The organism is Leptospira kirschneri serovar Cynopteri str. 3522 CT (assembly GCF_000243695.2).
Classification (GTDB): Bacteria; Spirochaetota; Leptospiria; order Leptospirales; family Leptospiraceae; genus Leptospira; species Leptospira kirschneri.
The window spans coordinates 1-17,529 of record NZ_AHMN02000002.1 but is presented as its reverse complement, the minus strand read 5'-3'; the positions used below and the strand labels follow the sequence as shown (position 1 = coordinate 17,529).

The 17,529-nt window shown below is 33.6% G+C and carries 10 protein-coding genes and 3 pseudogenes; 3 read left to right on the top strand and 10 right to left on the bottom strand.

Translation table 11 applies throughout. The features are described 5' to 3' along the window. The first annotated feature begins 8 nt into the window (after positions 1-8). Positions 9-1,034, top strand: coding sequence for an LVIVD repeat-containing protein (locus LEP1GSC049_RS224315; RefSeq protein WP_004776713.1), 1,026 nt, complete (start codon positions 9-11; stop codon positions 1,032-1,034). A 671-nt stretch (positions 1,035-1,705) separates the two neighbouring features. Here LEP1GSC049_RS224315 and sph (LEP1GSC049_RS224320) read toward each other — a convergent pair. The 3 genes and pseudogenes from sph (LEP1GSC049_RS224320) to LEP1GSC049_RS224330 form a co-directional block, all read right to left on the bottom strand. Next, positions 1,706-3,499: a sphingomyelin phosphodiesterase gene (gene sph, locus LEP1GSC049_RS224320; RefSeq protein WP_004776718.1), complete on the bottom strand. Its 1,794-nt coding sequence runs from the start codon at positions 3,497-3,499 to the stop codon at positions 1,706-1,708. Between the two features lie 757 nt (positions 3,500-4,256). Next, positions 4,257-6,053, bottom strand: a complete 1,797-nt coding sequence (gene sph / locus LEP1GSC049_RS224325) for a sphingomyelin phosphodiesterase (RefSeq protein ID WP_016753241.1) — start codon at positions 6,051-6,053, stop codon at positions 4,257-4,259. A gap of 771 nt (positions 6,054-6,824) precedes the next feature. Further along, positions 6,825-7,672: pseudogene (locus LEP1GSC049_RS224330) on the bottom strand (tetratricopeptide repeat protein). A gap of 112 nt (positions 7,673-7,784) precedes the next feature. Between LEP1GSC049_RS224330 and LEP1GSC049_RS224335 the strand changes: the two are divergent. Beyond that, on the top strand, positions 7,785-7,964 hold the full coding sequence (locus LEP1GSC049_RS224335) for a hypothetical protein (RefSeq protein ID WP_004756138.1): 180 nt from the start codon (positions 7,785-7,787) through the stop codon (positions 7,962-7,964). A 1-nt stretch (position 7,965) separates the two neighbouring features. Here the strand turns inward: LEP1GSC049_RS224335 and LEP1GSC049_RS224340 are convergent, their stop codons facing one another. Next, positions 7,966-8,793: a crotonase/enoyl-CoA hydratase family protein gene (locus LEP1GSC049_RS224340; RefSeq protein ID WP_016560328.1), complete on the bottom strand. Its 828-nt coding sequence runs from the start codon at positions 8,791-8,793 to the stop codon at positions 7,966-7,968. A 76-nt stretch (positions 8,794-8,869) separates the two neighbouring features. Here LEP1GSC049_RS224340 and LEP1GSC049_RS224345 point away from each other — a divergent pair, with 76 nt between their 5' ends. Continuing rightward, positions 8,870-9,100, top strand: a complete 231-nt coding sequence (locus LEP1GSC049_RS224345) for an LIC12628 family protein (RefSeq protein ID WP_017858930.1) — start codon at positions 8,870-8,872, stop codon at positions 9,098-9,100. A gap of 1,984 nt (positions 9,101-11,084) precedes the next feature. On the opposite strand, the gene LEP1GSC049_RS224350 is transcribed toward LEP1GSC049_RS224345, so the two are convergent. From LEP1GSC049_RS224350 to LEP1GSC049_RS224365, 6 genes and pseudogenes are all read right to left on the bottom strand, one after another. Next, entirely contained in the window at positions 11,085-12,464 is a 1,380-nt protein-coding gene (locus LEP1GSC049_RS224350) for a histidine kinase dimerization/phosphoacceptor domain -containing protein (protein WP_004758197.1), read from the bottom strand. Between the two features lie 435 nt (positions 12,465-12,899). Then, a pseudogene (locus LEP1GSC049_RS02000000224380) lies at positions 12,900-13,367 on the bottom strand (alpha/beta hydrolase); the annotation flags it as partial. After that, a pseudogene (locus LEP1GSC049_RS2000000229205) lies at positions 13,361-13,534 on the bottom strand (transposase); the annotation flags it as partial. The pseudogenes LEP1GSC049_RS2000000229205 and LEP1GSC049_RS02000000224380, both read right to left, overlap by 7 nt. Before the next feature lie 654 nt (positions 13,535-14,188). Next, a complete protein-coding gene (gene lsa26 / locus LEP1GSC049_RS224355; RefSeq protein ID WP_004755491.1) occupies positions 14,189-14,926 on the bottom strand; it encodes a surface adhesion protein Lsa26 in 738 nt (245 codons plus the stop codon). Between the two features lie 960 nt (positions 14,927-15,886). Continuing rightward, positions 15,887-16,399, bottom strand: a complete 513-nt coding sequence (locus LEP1GSC049_RS224360; RefSeq protein ID WP_016560334.1) for a DUF1564 family protein — start codon at positions 16,397-16,399, stop codon at positions 15,887-15,889. A 222-nt stretch (positions 16,400-16,621) separates the two neighbouring features. Continuing rightward, positions 16,622-17,191, bottom strand: a complete 570-nt coding sequence (locus tag LEP1GSC049_RS224365; protein ID WP_016560335.1) for a DUF1564 family protein — start codon at positions 17,189-17,191, stop codon at positions 16,622-16,624. Positions 17,192-17,529 lie beyond the last annotated feature (338 nt).

The window sequence follows — 17,529 nt, the reverse complement described above, 5'->3', positions numbered from 1 at the left end:
GGATCAAGATGTTAAGTTTTCATTTGGAATTGTTGGATAAAGTTTTCCTAAAGAATGTGAATCAATTTGTAGTTTATAAAGATTATGCGTTCATATACGGAGACTACGGCCGAGCGTATGAAATTCATATTCTTAGTCTTGAAATTCCAGAAAAGCCTACTCATGTTCAATCTATCTCGTTTCAAAACGTGATAGTAAAAGTAGAAATTAAAATGGATACGTTATATGTGGCCGAAGACAAAAGAGCGATTCATACATTTGATTTGTCTAATATATCCGAACCGAAACGTGTAAATTCTTTCGTATTATTAGGCTACGACATTTATGACATGAAGATTATTGGCGAAAATGCAATTCTTGCTATGAATTGGGAAGGAATTGGATTGGTAGATTTGAATTTATCTGATCAAATTCAACCAGTTCAAAAAATAAAAATTGAAAATGGATGTGTGGAATATTTCGTTTCGTTCGGTGATAGATTTTTTACCGTAAGCAGTTTGAAAAACGATCCGTTTTTATATGAAATTTCTATTATAAACGGGTATTTAGAAATCAAAAATAAAAAAGAGTTTTCTGATTTTAATCCATCCAGCGTATTTTGTGGTACGTCCGAAGTCGTTTTATATGGCGAATTTAAAAAGGGAAAGAATAATAGAAGTGGAATTTTGCTTTTGGATGACAACTTACAGCCTTTAGGTGAGCCGATTCGTTTGGAACGTTCTCCGATTGTTTGTTTTCAGCTTTCCGACGGTAATTTTCTTTTTGGTTTCGATTATTCCTACGTTTTATTAGATAAAACACAATGTACAATTGTTCCTCTGTTTGCACAATTTAAACAAAAAAGTTCTAATAAATACATTGAAATTGCGAGCAACTCTGATTCTAGATTGGAGCCTCAGGATACTTCCACGTTAGTTTCTATGGATTCTTTACAAAACGCTCATAAGCAAGGAGATTTCTTTTTTGCTTTACACGGTAACCATTTTACATCCTTTAGAATATTAGAAAATTCTTTATTTCAAGATATTGTTTGAAGATGGGCTGGCTGAGGCCAGTCGTTTTTCTTCGGAAAACAGTTCTTTTGAATGTATCAAGGATTTTTAATGTATTGTACTTGTTGGATATATTGAATGTTTAGTGGTGGGTCGTAACTACGTCTAAATTTGTAAACTGTGGGAACTCTTACAAATCACGAGTTTTTAACAGTTGGGAGTATAGTTGATTTTTTTAGAGAGATTTTAAGAAATTAAAAACTGCATTAACTTGTGCCTACAAACTATTTCATACAGAAATTTGTTTACAAAAAATTTAAAGATAAAATCGAAAATGCCAAGTTTTTAAGAAAGCGTTTGAAACTAAAGTAAAACGCTTTCTCAAACTCAGCGTCTCACTCCCTGAACTAAAGCAAAACGCTTTCCTGAAACTCAATGCATCACTCCCTGAATGCCGATCCTTAGAGAGGTATTCGCTGAGTTTTCTGGGTCGCTCTGCAGGTTGCGTTTTAGGTCGTTCGACAGATCGCGAGTCTTTTTAGATATAAAATTCACGAGCGATTCGCCAAAGTCTTCTCCATAAATTCATCTTATTTATAGAATCGCTCTGGCATAAGAAAAATATAGATTTAAAAAATTATATTATAATAATATTATAACATATAAAATTTATTTTTAAAAACCAAAAAATGAAATTCTCTTTGGTCGCAAAATTAATGATGATAAATTAAATCTTGACTCCAGTCTTTGGGTGGGTTGGGGTCTAGATATAAGTAAAAAATTTCTCTTGCGCTAAGAAAGGATTGTACCCAAAGAAACAAGTATTCCTTCCAACTTCCTCTGTCCCAAACCGTTATGTAATGATAACCACCACCAACCGTATCCCAATCATAAAAGGCTACTCTGCTGCCATTTTTTAGACATCCATTGTCTAAATTTCTAATACCTAAGTTATTAGAAGCGTCGTTAAACTTTGTATGGTAGCCATAGTCGCCGCTGGCTGCGCCAATAAACCAATTCCAATAGTAATTTAAATAATAAGAAGATTCAATTCTGACTGATCCATTATTCATCATACAAGATGGATTAGATTCCGAAACACTCTCTTGCAATAAATTGAATTTAGTAAAATCCGTTTTTGTTGTAGCATCCGCTTTTAGCCAACCGTCTTTTCTATTAGGATCTGCTTGAATGAATTTACCGTTAGCAGTCGATTGAAAAGAAACTTGATCGTATGTTCTTTTATGTCCGGACTTTGTAGGAGTAGAAGAGTCCGCATATACAAAGCCGTATACCGGATAACGATCTGAAAATTCATAACTTGTATATCCGTCGGATCGTTTCCAGGTTGTGCTTGAAATTGGATCGTAAGCTAAATTTTGCCAAACCGAAGGTTGAGCGTGTGATTTTGAAACAAAAATATAATCCAAGTAAATCGGTTCTTGATTTTCGTAATAGTAAGAGGCAATAGCGTTTGTTTTCGTATCTAAAGTAAAAGGGACTCCTACATATTTGGGTTCGTTAACGTTTAACCTGGAAATCATATCGAAATATTCATTACTTCCTTTGACTACGTTTAAATCTCCCGCAATCAAAACGGTTTCATCTTTTGGAATATTTTTAGAATATATGAAATCTTTAATATTCTTAATTTGAAGTTTACGTATAGTTTCTCCAGAATTAAAACAGTCAGATTCACGAGTTTGTAATTGAGTTCCTATGACATGAAATTTTTTTCCATTTTTATTAATTTTCACATATGCGAATCCTTTGTTATAATACTGATCTTGACCACAACTTAAATTATTGAATATATATTGTATTTTTTCTTCGATAGGCCATTTACTAACGATGATTACGCCTCCGTCTTTCATTAAATGATTTGTAAAGGCGCCAAAAGTTGTATTCCAACCATTTTTTGTGCTGCCTACTACGTCGGTTTGATACGGGTATTCGGAACGAATTTTTTCTAAGAGAATTTTTCTTGCGTCATAATGGAATAAGCCTTCAAACACGATAATGTCTTGTTTTTTTATATAGTTTGAACTCGCAATCCTCTGCGCCCTTGCTTCTTGCCCCAAGTCTTCCTGATCTGTAGGTACCATAAATACATTTTGGCTTAAAATTTTAATTCCTACATCTGTAGAATCCAAGTTTACATTTGAATTTGAGGAAGTGGGACTTATAAGATTTTTGTTTGGAGGAAGTGGGCCTGAAGAATCGGAACTCGAAGAAACGTTTACATTTTGGTTAGGATCTGCGTTTATTGAGTTTTCATTTTCCTCGTCGTTAGGATTTGCATTTGTTGAATTTTCGCTTTCCGCATTTATATTTTTGTTATCTAAACTATTAAGCAAGAGCAACAGAAGATTTATGGAGTTTTGTTTGCCCGGTTTACAGCTTGTAAAAAAAAGAAATACGTAACAAACTGTAATCAGTGTTAAACTTATAAATTTTTCTGTATATTCCCAGTTTTTTTTTCGAAGTACGTTTCGCTTTGTGATCATTTCATATCTCCGCTGTTTTTTTATATATATTATTTTAAAAAAAAAGAAAGTCATTTCTAGAAAATATATTTATTTCTATGATTTTGAATGTCATACTTAGGTAATATTCTATATATATAATGTTATACTTTTACTAATCGTTGTTAGCTGATCTATTTTTTGAAATTATATTCTAGAATTAAACACCAAAGAAACTCTATATATATGATTTGAAATTTACCTGAATTGAAACTTGTCGTAAAAATTTTAAATCAATCGATTTTGAAGTTTTATTGATGTACAGTGATTAGAGTGTTTTTAATTTTGAAGAGAACTTTTGTTTTGGATATGAAATGAATAATATTTTTATTGATAATAAACTGTGTTAGTTTCAACAGATGGTTTGGTTTTGGTGATTTGATAGTTTTTGGAGTTGGCTTTTTATTTTTTAAAGTTCCAGTATGAGTTTCCAGATCAAGGTTTTAAGAAACCCTGTTCAATGTTTGTATTGAGATGTCTTTGTTTTTTATTTTGTGGTTTCTAGAAAATATCTTATACACCATTTAAAGCTCTTTTTATGGAAGACGATTTTCTTACTTTTTACTACTCAAAAACTATAGAATAAAGTTTCTAAAAATCCGTCTCTAAATAAGAATTTGTTTCAAAATTTATGGCGTTTATTGTATCGGATTGGGAAAATTTTTTTGAATATATTATTTTTTTAATATTTTTTTTCGAGGAAACCTGGCCTCCGGGTTTAAGAGGCCAGAAAGAGAAATTAGCGATAAATAAGATCTGTATTCCAATTTTTTGCCGGAGTAGAATTTAATCTGAGGTAAAATATTTCCCTCTGGCTGATGGAATCTTTCCAAAGATAAAGATGTTCATTCCAATTTCCTTTGTCCCAAACAGTAAGATAGTAATGGTCTTTAGAATAAGTATCATAATCTTTGAATACGATTTTATTACCGTCTTCCAGACATTCCGTACTCAAATTGATAATTTCAAGTTGGTTGGAAGCGTCATTAAACTTAGGATAGTAGCCATAGTTACCGGAGCCTCCGCCTAACCACCAATTCCAAAAGTAATTTAAGGAATGAGAAGATTCGATTCTAACGAGACCACTTTTTATACAGGAAGGATTTAAATTCCCTTCTTGCAATAAATTGAATTTAGTAAAATCGGTTTCTATTGCTGTATCCGCTCTTAGCCAACCGTTTTTTCTATTAGGATCTGCTTGAATAAATTTACCGTTAGCAGCCGATTGAAAAGAAACTTGATCATATTTTCTTTTATGTCCGGACTTTGTAGGAGTAGAGGAATCTGCATATACAAAACCGTATACCGGATAGTGATCTGAAAATTCGTCGCTTGTATATCCGGATGTTGTCCAGGTTTGTTTAGAGACCGGATCGTAAGCTAAATTTTGCCAAACCGGAGGTTGAGCGTGTAATTTTGAAACAAAGATATAATCCAAGTAAACCGGTTCTTGGTTTTCGTAATAGTATGCGGCAATTTCGTTTGTTTTTGCATCCCAAGTAAAAGGAACTCCCACATATTTAGGTTCGCTAACGTTTAACCTGGAAATCATATCGAAATATTCGTTACTTTTTTTGATAACGTTTAAGTCACCCACGATCAAAACGGTTTCATCTTTTGGAATATTTTTAGAATATATAAAATTTCTAATATCATTGAATTGATTGGCCCTGTTTGGTACTCCTAAATTTGAACAATTCTGATCCTGAGACTGAACGTGGGTTCCGATGACATGAAATTTCTTTCCTTCTTTATTGATTTTTACGTAAACAAATCCTTTATTTGCAAACCAATCGGCTCCACACCCTGAGTCGTTAAAGATATATTGAATCTTTTCTTCGATAGGCCATTTACTTAGGATTACAACTCCTCCGTTAACGAGAGAGTAAGATCTGAAATTGCCTAAGCTTGCGTCCCAATTATTTTTTGTTCTTCCGACCACATCTGTTTGATACGGATATTCTTTTTGAAGATTGTCTAAGAGAATGTTTCTTGCGTTTGTGTCGAAAGCTTCTTCGAACACGATAACGTCCTGATTTTTTACGTAATCCGATTGTGAAATTCGTTTTGCTCTTTCGTCGTGTCCCCAATTTCCCCACCCTGGAAGATTTGTAGGCAACATAAATAGGTTGTGACTTAATACTTTTATTTCTACATTTTTAGAATTTACTTTTGTAGGAATGTTATTTAAGGAATTTTCATTCATCAAACCATTGTTAGCTGGAACTGCATTTGCCTGATTATTATTTGCAGGTGCAGAGTTGGCTAGATTTAGATTTGCGGGTTCGTCATTTACGGGAATAGCATTTACTTGATTGTTATTTGCAGACGCAGGGTTCGCTGGATTTGCATTTGTAGAGTCGTTATTTATAGAAGCCGAATTTACTTGGTTATTATTTGTTTGGTTAGAGAGAAATAATAACGAAATAAATAAATCCTTATATGAGGATTTATTTTCGGGTAAACAACGCATCAGGGAGAGTAATAATAGGCAGTAACCTATAAGTAATTTTAGTTTTGTTATTTTATTTATCATTATTCACTATCTCCATTCTTTATGTTTGTATTTTATGTTATCATATAACATAAAAATGAATAGTATTTTATAAAAAAATACTAATAAAGACAAAATATATAAAAATACTTAGGTAATCGGGCTAAAGACTTAAGGAGCGTTATTTTAGGGATGTTTGAAATTTGGATTTCTACGGATTTTCTGATGATGTTTTATTTGTGTGATTTAGTATTAACAAATAATTATAAATTTATTTTATTATAATATTTTTAATATTAAATATTGTTTTAACCACTTCTGGAGGATTGAGGGAGAAAGTTATTTTTTTATAAATGTTTTTTGTAATGATTGGGTTTTGGGGAGAGTTATGGTAACGCGAAAGGGATCGATGAATGAACTAAAGCACAACGCTTTCCTCAAACTCAATGCATCGCTCCCTGAACTCAGCAAAACGCTCTCTATGGATCGCGTTGTAAACTCAGCAAAACGCTTTTTACGAAAGCGTTTTAGGTTGCTCGAAGTAACTCAGCGTCTCACTCCCCATGGGTCGTTCGACAGGTTGCGTTGGAAACTCAAGTTATTGATATTTTATAAAAATTGAATCTGGTTCTGGAATTTTACAATAACTTGACCAGAGCAAAAGAGCCCGATCCAGCTTGCCTGTAGTAAGCTGGATTCGCCCCGATTTTTTTTATATCGAACTCATTTTATAGTATATATTTCTGTGTTTCGAATCGATTTTGAATTTGGATTAAAAAGAATTATTTTGATCCGAAGGATTTCCTGATCGAATTAGGGATCTTCTATTTCAACATTTTCTAATGTATCAAAAAAGCCGGTTTGAAGAAGAGGGGCAAAGTCGATCATATCTTCGGCGTTGAGTTTAAGACCGTTTTCCATGGAGTAAGCTTGTAAAAGGGAAGCACAGGCCAGATGATTTTCTCCGAGTTGTGCGTGAGCTCTTGCTTTGATTATGAGAATATCCGAATCAGATTCTCCAAAATATTGAATGTATAAGTCTATAAACTTAAGTGCGTTTTTATGGTCGGCTACTTTTAGATAACACTGAGCGATCATGTCGTAGTGAAGAAAGTTTTCGTCGCTGTCCATACGCATGGAAGTTTTGAGAGAAACTAAAGCGGAGTTATAATTTCCCCTTTGATAGTAAAGATGTCCCAGTTCCGCCCAAATATCTTTGCGTAGAATTCCCTTACCTCTCGAAAGTTTTTCCTGAGCCAGTGCTTGTTTTAAAATCGTGATGGCCTCATTGGAACGATCGGTATCTTTCAAAAGAGAAGCCAAGGTGAGATAAAGTTCTAATTGATCTGGATAGAGATCGATTCCTTTTGTGAGAATCTTTTTAGCCTGTTTGAAATTGTTGATCTTAATGAGATAGTTGGAATAATAAAGATAACTTTCCGGTTCTTTTGAATATTTGGAAATGATTTCTTGGAATAGACTCAAAGTTTCTCGAGTGTTTCCTATATGATATTGACACCAGGCTTGGCGATTGAGTATTTTAAGAATCGTTTTAGGATTTTTGGTGAAGGAAAGAGCTTCTTTATATAAATTGAAAGCTTTGGTAAATTCTCTTTGATGCTCCTCTGAATCGCAGATCTGATCAGTGCGGGGAAATTCACAGTTTAGACAGATTAAAAATTTTCAAAAAATAATCAAGTTTTCTATTGATCATCCGAGAATAGAACCGGGGTAAAAAAAAAGAAAACCCCAAATTCTCGGAAGAGGGAATTTATGAATATCAACGGAAATACAAACCAGAGTTTGCTTTTGGAAAGGGTAGCGAATCTGCCTAAAGAAATCTTTCAGATACAAAACGACCTAAATCGAAAAATGCTGAATCTTGCCGTAGAAGCTGGGGTTCAGAATTTAAAAGAAGAAGGTCAGAGAAAGATACTAGACATTTACGCATAAATTAAGATTGGTTATAGACGGGGCGTTTGCGTTCCCGAAAAGATTGTATTGCCCCTCTAAAATCTGCGGAATCTAAAAAGCTAGAATTCCAAAGAGCAACATAATTTAAACCGGCGTCTAACGGTTTTCCTTCGGAATATCTCATCACGTCTTTGATTCCAGAAACGACTATTTTAGGATTTTCGGCGATTTCCTTTGCAGTTGCAAGAGCCGCGTTCATCATTTCTTCTTCGGTTGGAAATACTTTAGTAACGAGTCCGATTCTTTCCGCTTCTGGTCCGTCTATGTCTTTTCCGGTTAAGGCCAATTCTCTTGTATGACCTTGTCCGATGATAGAAGGAAGTCTGTTGATGGAACCCATGTCAGCGACAATCGCAACTTTTGCTTCTCTAAGAGAGATGGAAGCGTCTATGGTAGCGTAACGAATATCGCAGGCGGAGATCGGATCCAAACCGCCGCCGATACAATGTTTTTGAACTGCTGCGATGGAAGGTTTAGGAGAACCGTAAACTGCATTGATTCCTTTTTGCATTTTTAAAATGAGATCAAAGAACTTTCTTCGATCACTACCTAAGGGGGCTTGGATTACCGTTCCGAATTGTTGGATAAATGAATCCAGATCTAAACCGGTGGAGAAGGATTTGCCTCTTGCGGCGATCACGAATGAATGAATGTCCGGGTTCGAATTGATTTCTTCGATTGTATCCGGCAAATCCCTCCAAAAAGGCCAGTTCATTGCGTTTCTTTTTTCGGGTCTATTGAGATAAAGAATAGCGGTTTTGTCTTCTGGTCTTGGAACGATTTCAAAAAATTCAAAATGGGTTTTCATCCCGGCCAGTCTGAGGAGTAAAAAAATTCTTACAAGTCATTCCTGATACAAAGAAATGGTAGACAATTTTCTAATTATGAGAATGATTCTCATAATCTTTGGAGGTAGGAGGTTTGAATTGATCATCAGTTGGGAAAAAATTCGTCATCAGCATCCAAAAGAAGAATGGAAGGAGCTTTTAGAGAGAGTGGAATGTGGTAGTTCCCACATTTTTACAGAAAAACGATTTTGGTATAATTCTACAGACGAAAATCATTCTTATTCGATTTTATACAGAGCAAAGCAGATTCGAAAAAAACCTAAGTAATACGAGTTTCAGCGTAAGAGATTTGTTTTATCTTAAGTCAATTTTTTCGTAAAAAATAAATGTGGGAACTACCACAAATCGTGGATTTACCAGTTAAACTTTAAAAATTGTGGGAATTACTATAAAATACAACAAGAATTATCGTCCATCCGGTTTTTGCACAAAACCGTTGTTTTACGACCATCATCAAAATTTAAATCCCATTTTAACGTGAGCCGACTGAGAAAGAATTTTTTAAAAGTATGAGTTCCTACAATTTTAGGAATTATTTGTAAAATTGTGGTTTGTGAGAGTTCCCACACATAAATACGACAGATTCAATTATTATAAATTTCTATTTTATAAATTGGTGTAGTTCCCACAGATTAAGTCTCTTTCTTGCGATTTTAAATCATACTTTTCCAGATGAAATTTTGCAGTAGTTCCTACATTTTAGAAATTAATCTATAAAGTTCAAATCATAACTTTTTTCAGAATTATGGATTCCTTACGTTAAGTAATACGAGTTTATAGAGAATTTTACTAGGTTGTTTCAAAACTAAAAACTTCGCGAATGTTTACCGACGAGTCAGTCTATTTTGTTGAGTTTAAATTCAATTGTTTTTGAATTGATCCTTTCAAAATCTCTAAAATTCGTAAGGCCTAAAAAACATTTTTTTAAAATTTTGATTTGAGATAATTTCTAAAGAATTCTTCCGTTTCTTTTCTGAAAATTTCAGTTAGGTGAACATTGACTCATTTATAGTTTTAAATCTATTTTTCCTGGAATCCTATTATAAGTTTTTGCCTTTGATTAGCCGATCTTTTACAATGAATTGTTCTTTGCGAACCTGTTTTTCCCGATCAATTGTGGATCTTTCGCGCTCTTGTATAGATTTCGTTGTTTGGCGATGGAATAGATTAGCTTAACAATTGTACAGTATGGTAAAAATAGGTTCGCGATTATTATGTCTAGAAAGCTTAATAAAGTATTTTATAATACATTATTTTCAGTCCTATCAAGCCGCTGTTTCTTCCTCTTCTTTAAGAGGAAGCGGATTGAAACGTGAATACGGTAACTTTTGTTCCGCGTGGGAGTAGTTTCTTCCTCTTGTTTGAGGGAGACCTTGGAATAAAGTGTTTAAAATTTTGTTCCTGAAACGGAGATTTTTTTCAAAAGTTATGATACTCTAATATATGAGAAATGACTAATCGATAGGGATTGATTGCTTGGAACAATGATTTCTAAGTTTTGTGAGAGTTCCCACAATTTTAAAAAATTGGAATGTTTTGTATATCAAACATTACAGGTTTTTATTTAACATAAATTCGAAATAATAGAAATTAGGAAAAATCTATTCTAAAAATAGGAGTTCCTTTTTATTTTTACGGACTCAAGTTTCTCTTTCGGAGAATGCCTGGTTTGGTAAATTCTACCGTGAAAATTGAGTATTCGTGGTGGTAGTTCCCACAGATTAAGTCTCTTTGTGAAGTTTATAGATTTATAAATCGTATTTTCATTGTTAAATTCAGTGGTAGTTCCCACAAATTAAATCACATTGTGAATGTATAGGTTTTAAATGCATTTTAACGTGAGTTCGACGTAATAAAATTAGGGCGAATCCGGCTGCGCTTTCGCGTTAGTTAATAAATTGTATAAAAAAAACATAATATGATATTTCGTCTTAAGTTACAATTGATTATAGAGCCCGCGATCTGTCGAGCGACCGTAGAAGCGAGACGTTTGAGTTACTTCGAACGATTCGTAAAACTCAGCCAATGCCTTTCTAAGGATCAGCATTCAGGGAGCGATGTATTGAGTTCAGTAAAACGTTCTGCTTGAGTTCCTTCACTTTAATCGCTTTTGCATATAATTATAACGAAAACGCGTTAACCGGCACATCATACGACATTTATAAAAACTCGATTTTATAGGGATGAGTATATAAATCACCTAACAGGTGTTTCTTTTTTGACTAGAACAAATTTGAAACAGAAAATTTTTTTAAGCCGAAACGGGAAAACGAAGTTGAACGCAAGCGCCTTCTTGATTGAGAAAATCGATCTTACCGCCGATTTGTTTTGCAAGAGATTCCACAAGGGATAGACCAAGAGAACTTGGATTTCTTTTTCGAATTGATTCTTCGGGAAGACCGTTTCCGCTGTCAGAAACCTCAAGGATTAAAATGTCGTTTTCCTTTGTAAAATGAACTCGAATCGAGCCGGATTCAGAATTAGCCAATCCGTGTTTTAAAGAATTTGTAATGAGTTCATTGATGATCAAAGCGAGATTCATACCAATCTCGGCTTTTACTTTACCTTCTTGAATATTGAGTTCCAGACTAACCTTTTCTCTATTTACTTGATAGATTTGAAAAAGTGCGTCCGTAAGTTTTTTTACATAGAGTTCAAAACTGATCAAAGAAAGGTCCTTACTTTCATAGAGAATTTCGTGAAGAAGAGCCACAGCTCTCAGACGATTTTGACTTTCTCTAAGAACGTCGTTAGATTCTCCAGTTGTTTGACCCGATCTAAGACTAAAAATAGAGGAGATGATCGTAAGATTGTTTTTGATTCTATGATGAATTTCTTTGAGATAAGTATCTTTTTCAGCGTTATTTGTATGTTGTTCTTTGGTTCTAAGAATATTAAAAGTTCCGGTTAATTTTTCTTCTCCCCCAAAGATAGGAGAACTTTGAAATTGAATTTCATGACTACTTCCGTTTTTGGAGACTAAAAATAAATTTCCATTATCTTTGGGAAGCCCGGATTTGAGCACTTCTTCTACTAAGTTTTCGACCGTATTGCCAGATCCATTTCTGAAAAACAAAATTTGTCGAATCGGTTTTCCTAAATAATCTTCATATTTACAACCAATCAATTTTTCAGCAGCCGGATTCATAAAAAGAAGAAGCCCGTTTTCGTCAGTGGTTACAATTCCTGCTCCGAGTTGATCCAGAGCGCCTTTTAATTTTTCTTCTGTTTGTTTTGATCTTTGTTCAATTTCATTTTTATAAAGGGCGACTTCGATGGATGAGCGGAGTTGATCCGATTCAAAAGGTTTTACGATATATCCTAATGGCTCCGTTTTTTTAGCCCTGTCTAAAGTGCTTTCGTCTGCGTATGCGGTTAGATAAATAACGGGTGTATGAAACCGATTTCGAAGTACTTCGGCGGTTTCGATTCCGTCCAAATTTCCTTCTATGTTTATATCCATGAGAACTAAATCCGGATGATTTTCTTCCGCTTTCTGGATTGCTTCTTCGCCAGATGATGTGATTCCTACAAGCTCATAACCTAGTTTTTTTAGCTTTTGTCCTAGATTGACGGCAACGATGATCTCGTCTTCGACCACCAATATTTTGGGTTTATGAAGCATATCCATTAGTTACTAAAAATATTCCCGAATTCAACAAGTTATTTGTCGGAATGTACAAAAAGTCATGGTAACGGTATAATTTTCATTTCGGTTTATGTTCACGTTTACTTTCTATTTTTTTCAACCTTTTTAGTAAAAAATGAAATATTGATAATCGTATTTGCGAAAATACGATTTTAAAAATATTTTTTAGATAAAGAACTTATATTAACGTGAGTTCGACATAAGAAAACCGGGGCGAATCCGGCTTGCCACAGGCAGCCGGCCGGGCTCTCAGCTCTGGTCAATAAATTGCATACAGGAAACATAATACAACAATCGTCTTTAGATTCAATTTATTGACCCTAAAACGCGACCCTTAGGAGAGCGTTTTGCTTTAGTTCATTCATCGATCCCTTTCGCGTTACGCCCTGCTCACGTTACATTAAAATCAATTCCTTACTAATTTCTTAAAATGAAATTTTCATTTCCGAAAGATTTTTGGATAAAAAGTCTCTTTTTGACTTTGATTCCGAGAAATACTTGATAAATGTCCGTTAACAAAGGTCTAGACGAGTAGTATCCATGCCCGATAGAAATTAGGGAAGAATCTATAGGATTTACATTTACCACGTCGAAATCCTCGATGGGAGCACAAGAACCGAGTCTACTTCCTTGATTTAAGGATGCAGAAATTTGAAGTGCGTTATCTCCGGGAGAACAATAGAGAGTGATTCTTTTGGAGGATTTTATTAGAGAATCTGAAATGAGTCTGAATTCCGTAGAATCGAAGTCAGGCGCGTTTAGAATCAGTTCTTGGATTAAGGGTTTGTCCGTTTCTTTTCCAATTTCGGATAACGCAGTAAGTACGAACTGATGTCCCATTGAATGAACAATCAGATGGATTTTTTTTCCGGCGTTCTGTAAATATTTTTAACAAGTGGAAAGATCACTTTCAAATTCCTATCGTCCACATTTTCAGGAGGTTTCATAAATGATAATATTTCACCTCGATCATTTATGATTAAATGCAAGTTAAAGCTGTAAAACCAGCCTGTGCTTGATCTTTCTCACTGTGTAATATCTTTAAATACTTTAATGTTTCTTGCATACAATTTATTCACCAGCTAAAAAGTCTGGTCCGGCTTACTACAGGCAAAGCCGGATTCCCCCAGATTTTTTTTACGTCAAATTCACTTTAAGTAACACTAGTTCGACGTTAGAAAACGAGAAAGATTTTTTTAAAAGTATGAGTTCCTACAATTTTAGAATTAGTTTGTAAAATTGTGGTTTGCAGTAGTTCTTATATTTTAAGAAACTAATCCTCAAAGTTCAAGTCCTAACTTTTTTTAGAAAAATGAATCATGCCAAACTCACGTTAATGAAGGTCGTAAAACAACGATTTCATGCAGAATTAGATTAAACGATCATTCTTTTTGAATTTTATAAATAAAAATTTGATTTTTGCTTTTTATAAAGGTTCTTTTTACTACAAAACCGAAACACTTAAAAATAAAACGATGAATTTTTGCGAAATATAAAAAGCTTTATCGATTGTGTTTATTCCTGAATTTACTGTTTATTTTGAAGGAGGTCTTGCATTCTAACTTTTGAATAAACTCAAGTAGCTCTTTCATGGACTTCTGGGTAATATTTCTTTTAATTAAAAATTTTATTTAAAGAGGTCGGTAGACCGCCCTCTTTAAATAAAAGAAAAGTTTTTATTTTTTTACTAAAGTTATAAGGAAAAATCACTTTTTCAAATCGGTATAAACACCACCCGCTGGAGATTTATAATTGATTTCAAAAATATCATAATCCGATTTCCTCCAACCCGTTGCAAAGGCGACGGAAATACCTATGAAATACTTTGTTCCAAATTTCATCGTGTTCCAAGCAAATTCGGCTACTTGATCGTTCGTAATCGAAAAAGGATGAACTTTTCCACGGACTTCGTCCAGATATAAACCTTCATAAGTTCCAATTGCAGTTCCTTGATAATCCAATTGAAGAATTCTACCTGAAACCGAAAAATTTCTTTTAGATCCTGTTTTATCTACAATGATTTTCTCGGCAGCTTCCTTAGGAATAGTAGGGATTTGTCTTTGAGCAGAAATGATTTCAAAATCGGTTGAAAGCGCGACAGGTTCAATTTTATGGATTTTGTATTGAATCAAAATTTCTTGATTTAAACTATTACTTAAAAAATTTACGGTTTCTGCATTTTCGGGACGAACAGAAAATTCTACTTTTTCTTTTAATGGAGAAAAACATTCGTCCTTGGATGACTCGCATTTTTCGGATTTGTCATAGGTAGTAAATTCTAAAATTCCCTCATAAGAATCAAAAATAAGTCCGCGGCTTTCAAATTGTACCAATTTTACTACTGCCCAACCTTCTGAGTAAGTCCCTAAAGCAAAAACTGAAGAAGAAAACAAGGGACTTATAAGGAAAAATAAAATACTCATTCTTTTTAAATTTTTGAACATTATACACTCCATAACTTTCTTAATTAAGTTCTACTGATTTCTACAGAATAAAATCCATGAATTTTGAGTCAAGTTTCTGATAAACATGCAAAATTTAGGACACTTTCATTATGCAGTAATTAGTAAGATTCAAACACTGTAAGAATTTAATCTTCATTTTCAAGAAATATTTAACCAATTTACTACGAAGGCGTATGAAAGTGGAATCGAAAATTAACTGTCGATTTTGTAAAGATGATTCTGACCCGGATTATGGCTTATTGTGAAGAGGTTTACATTCAAATTTTTGAAACAATCTAACTCAAGCATTCTATTTATGTGTCCGAAGTAGTATCTTATTTTTTTTCTTCGTGGTAAAAAATAAAATTCTTTGCTGAGAGGAATTAACTTTCAAAAATACTACTGATTCCTGTATAGAGAATAAATTTTCAGATGAGTCTATTTTGAAGGAAGAATTTTAAAAATTCTTTTATAGAACTCTGATTCGTAACGGTTTCAAAATCAAAACCTTCTACTCATTCCTATAATAAAGTATTTCAAACAAATTCAAGTTTAAAGGTAGAGTTTTAGCTATTCTATTATAACCTGAAATTGGGCGTAAGAAAATCAGGGCGAATCCGGCTTGCCATTGGAGCCGGACCGGACTCTCCCCTCTGGTCAATAAATTGTATGAAAGAAACTTAATACGATATTTCATCTTAAGTTGCAATTTAAAACGCGATCTGTCGAACGACTCATGGAGAGTGAGACGGCTTTAGTTTGAGAGAGCGTTTTGCTTTAGTTTCCTCGCATCGATCCCTTTCGCACTACCTCGAATTCGTGTTTGTTTAAAAAACTGAGAATGTAGTACCCTCCCGCAAAAAGCAAACAATTCCCAGCCAAGCTCAATTTTTGAGAACTTTGCATTTTTGGTAAAATTGCCCATCCATTTTGAGTAATTTCTCAGTTTTAAATGTTCATTTAGTTTCTAGTTTTTTGAATTAAGGTCGGATCTCCGATATATTCTTTAAATTCATCTAAAATTAGATTTTCCACATATCTAGATTCCGGATAAAGATCTGTCTCCAATAATAGTGTTACAAACATTTTGCACATCGAAACTCCGTGTAGAAAGGCGAGTCTTTTAAGTTCTATCCAATCATTCTCAAATGGCCGAAAAGAATATCTCTGCAATTCGAGCTTTTGTTTTTGGTAACTGATTTTGTTCCTTAAAGTTTGTTTTGGAACCAATATTAGAAATGGTCTTTGATGGATACATTGATTTAAAAGTAATCTCAAAGAACCTGCTCTTTGGATTCTTTTATTCAAATAAGAAACCAACTCCTTAGGAATATTGACATCCGATGGTGACCCCAATTTTTTTAGATTTTTTGGAAAATCTCGGAGTTTCTGCTCGGTTCGATCTTTTCCAAAACGGTTTGGCTTGAATAATTTTAAATGTCTGAATGGTTGTTTTGATTTTTTAATTTTCATACCGTTATCAGTTCCGATAATGGAACCGTCGGCTCTGTTTTTTGAAATTTTTTTCCTTTATCCTTATTTTTTTTGAATATTCATTTTTATATTACAAACAAATATTATAATTTTTTGAAAATTGAATATTTAAATTGCTGAATTTTCTGTAGTTTATGTCTTATTTCGGGTCGGAAGACCGCCATAAAATCAAATTACGGTAGAATTGAAAGAGTTAACATTTTAAGCAGATGATTTTCGTTCGAACCCATGAAAAGTGTTAAACCCGGTGACGATAGAAAAAAATAGAGTATTCCTCTTGGAAGAAATCAATTGGATAAGTAAAATTTCTGAATTTTGGAATTTTCGATTTTTAAAATCATTCCAAAAGGATTTTGAAGAACCTTTATTTTCATCAAAAGTAAGAAGCATTACGAAAAAATTACAAATGGAAACACCGTAGTAACGAGCAGCAAGTCTTAATTCCGCCCAATCCGCAGCGTTAGGTCGAAAAGAAAAACGAACCAGTTCAAGTTCGGTTTCTTGATATAAGGTCTTTTCTTTTTGAGAATGAGCAAAAGGAGAATGTAATCGATGGCGGTTTTTCTTTAAAAGGAAATGTAACATACATTTTAAAGATTTAAACTGTGAAATTCGTTTTGTTAAATGTGGAATTTTTACTCTTGGAATCCAAAGATCGGATGGAGAATTTCTTTTTAAAATCGATTTTTTATCAGTAATCAATTTAGAATTTTTTTGTTCATTACTGAGATTACGAATGTGTCGAGAAGAAGTTTGATCTTTTTTTACCATACTTCTTACAGTTCTTGATTCATTGCAATCGTTCGTATTTTTCAGAGTTTTATGAAAAAATAATTCATAATTTTAAAAATTTTTTAATCAGCCGGAGTTCCTACCATTTTTTCATGAAACGGTCGATTGAAGCAGTTTTGTTAATTGAACTATGGAATTTCTCAACAACTCTATTTTGATAAAGCAAACTTTTATCAAGTCAGGTGAGTTCCTCGAAATAAAACTGCGGACCACGCTCTTTTAGCTCTGGTCAATTAATTGCATGAAAGAAACGTAATACGATATATCATCTTAAGCTACAATATAAAATGCGATCTGTCGAACGACTCATGGGGAGT

What these genes read in the sequence shown, in the direction of transcription:
- LEP1GSC049_RS224315 (WP_004776713.1), top strand. Translation starts at nt 9, where the DNA reads ATGTTAAGTTTTCATTTGGAATTGTTGGATAAAGTTTTCCTAAAGAAT.
- sph (WP_004776718.1), bottom strand. Translation starts at nt 3,499, where the DNA reads ATGATCACAAAGCGAAACGTACTTCGAAAAAAAAACTGGGAATATACA.
- sph (WP_016753241.1), bottom strand. Translation starts at nt 6,053, where the DNA reads ATGATAAATAAAATAACAAAACTAAAATTACTTATAGGTTACTGCCTA.
- LEP1GSC049_RS224335 (WP_004756138.1), top strand. Translation starts at nt 7,785, where the DNA reads ATGAATATCAACGGAAATACAAACCAGAGTTTGCTTTTGGAAAGGGTA.
- LEP1GSC049_RS224340 (WP_016560328.1), bottom strand. Translation starts at nt 8,793, where the DNA reads ATGAAAACCCATTTTGAATTTTTTGAAATCGTTCCAAGACCAGAAGAC.
- LEP1GSC049_RS224345 (WP_017858930.1), top strand. Translation starts at nt 8,870, where the DNA reads ATGAGAATGATTCTCATAATCTTTGGAGGTAGGAGGTTTGAATTGATC.
- LEP1GSC049_RS224350 (WP_004758197.1), bottom strand. Translation starts at nt 12,464, where the DNA reads ATGGATATGCTTCATAAACCCAAAATATTGGTGGTCGAAGACGAGATC.
- lsa26 (WP_004755491.1), bottom strand. Translation starts at nt 14,926, where the DNA reads ATGTTCAAAAATTTAAAAAGAATGAGTATTTTATTTTTCCTTATAAGT.
- LEP1GSC049_RS224360 (WP_016560334.1), bottom strand. Translation starts at nt 16,399, where the DNA reads ATGAAAATTAAAAAATCAAAACAACCATTCAGACATTTAAAATTATTC.
- LEP1GSC049_RS224365 (WP_016560335.1), bottom strand. Translation starts at nt 17,191, where the DNA reads ATGGTAAAAAAAGATCAAACTTCTTCTCGACACATTCGTAATCTCAGT.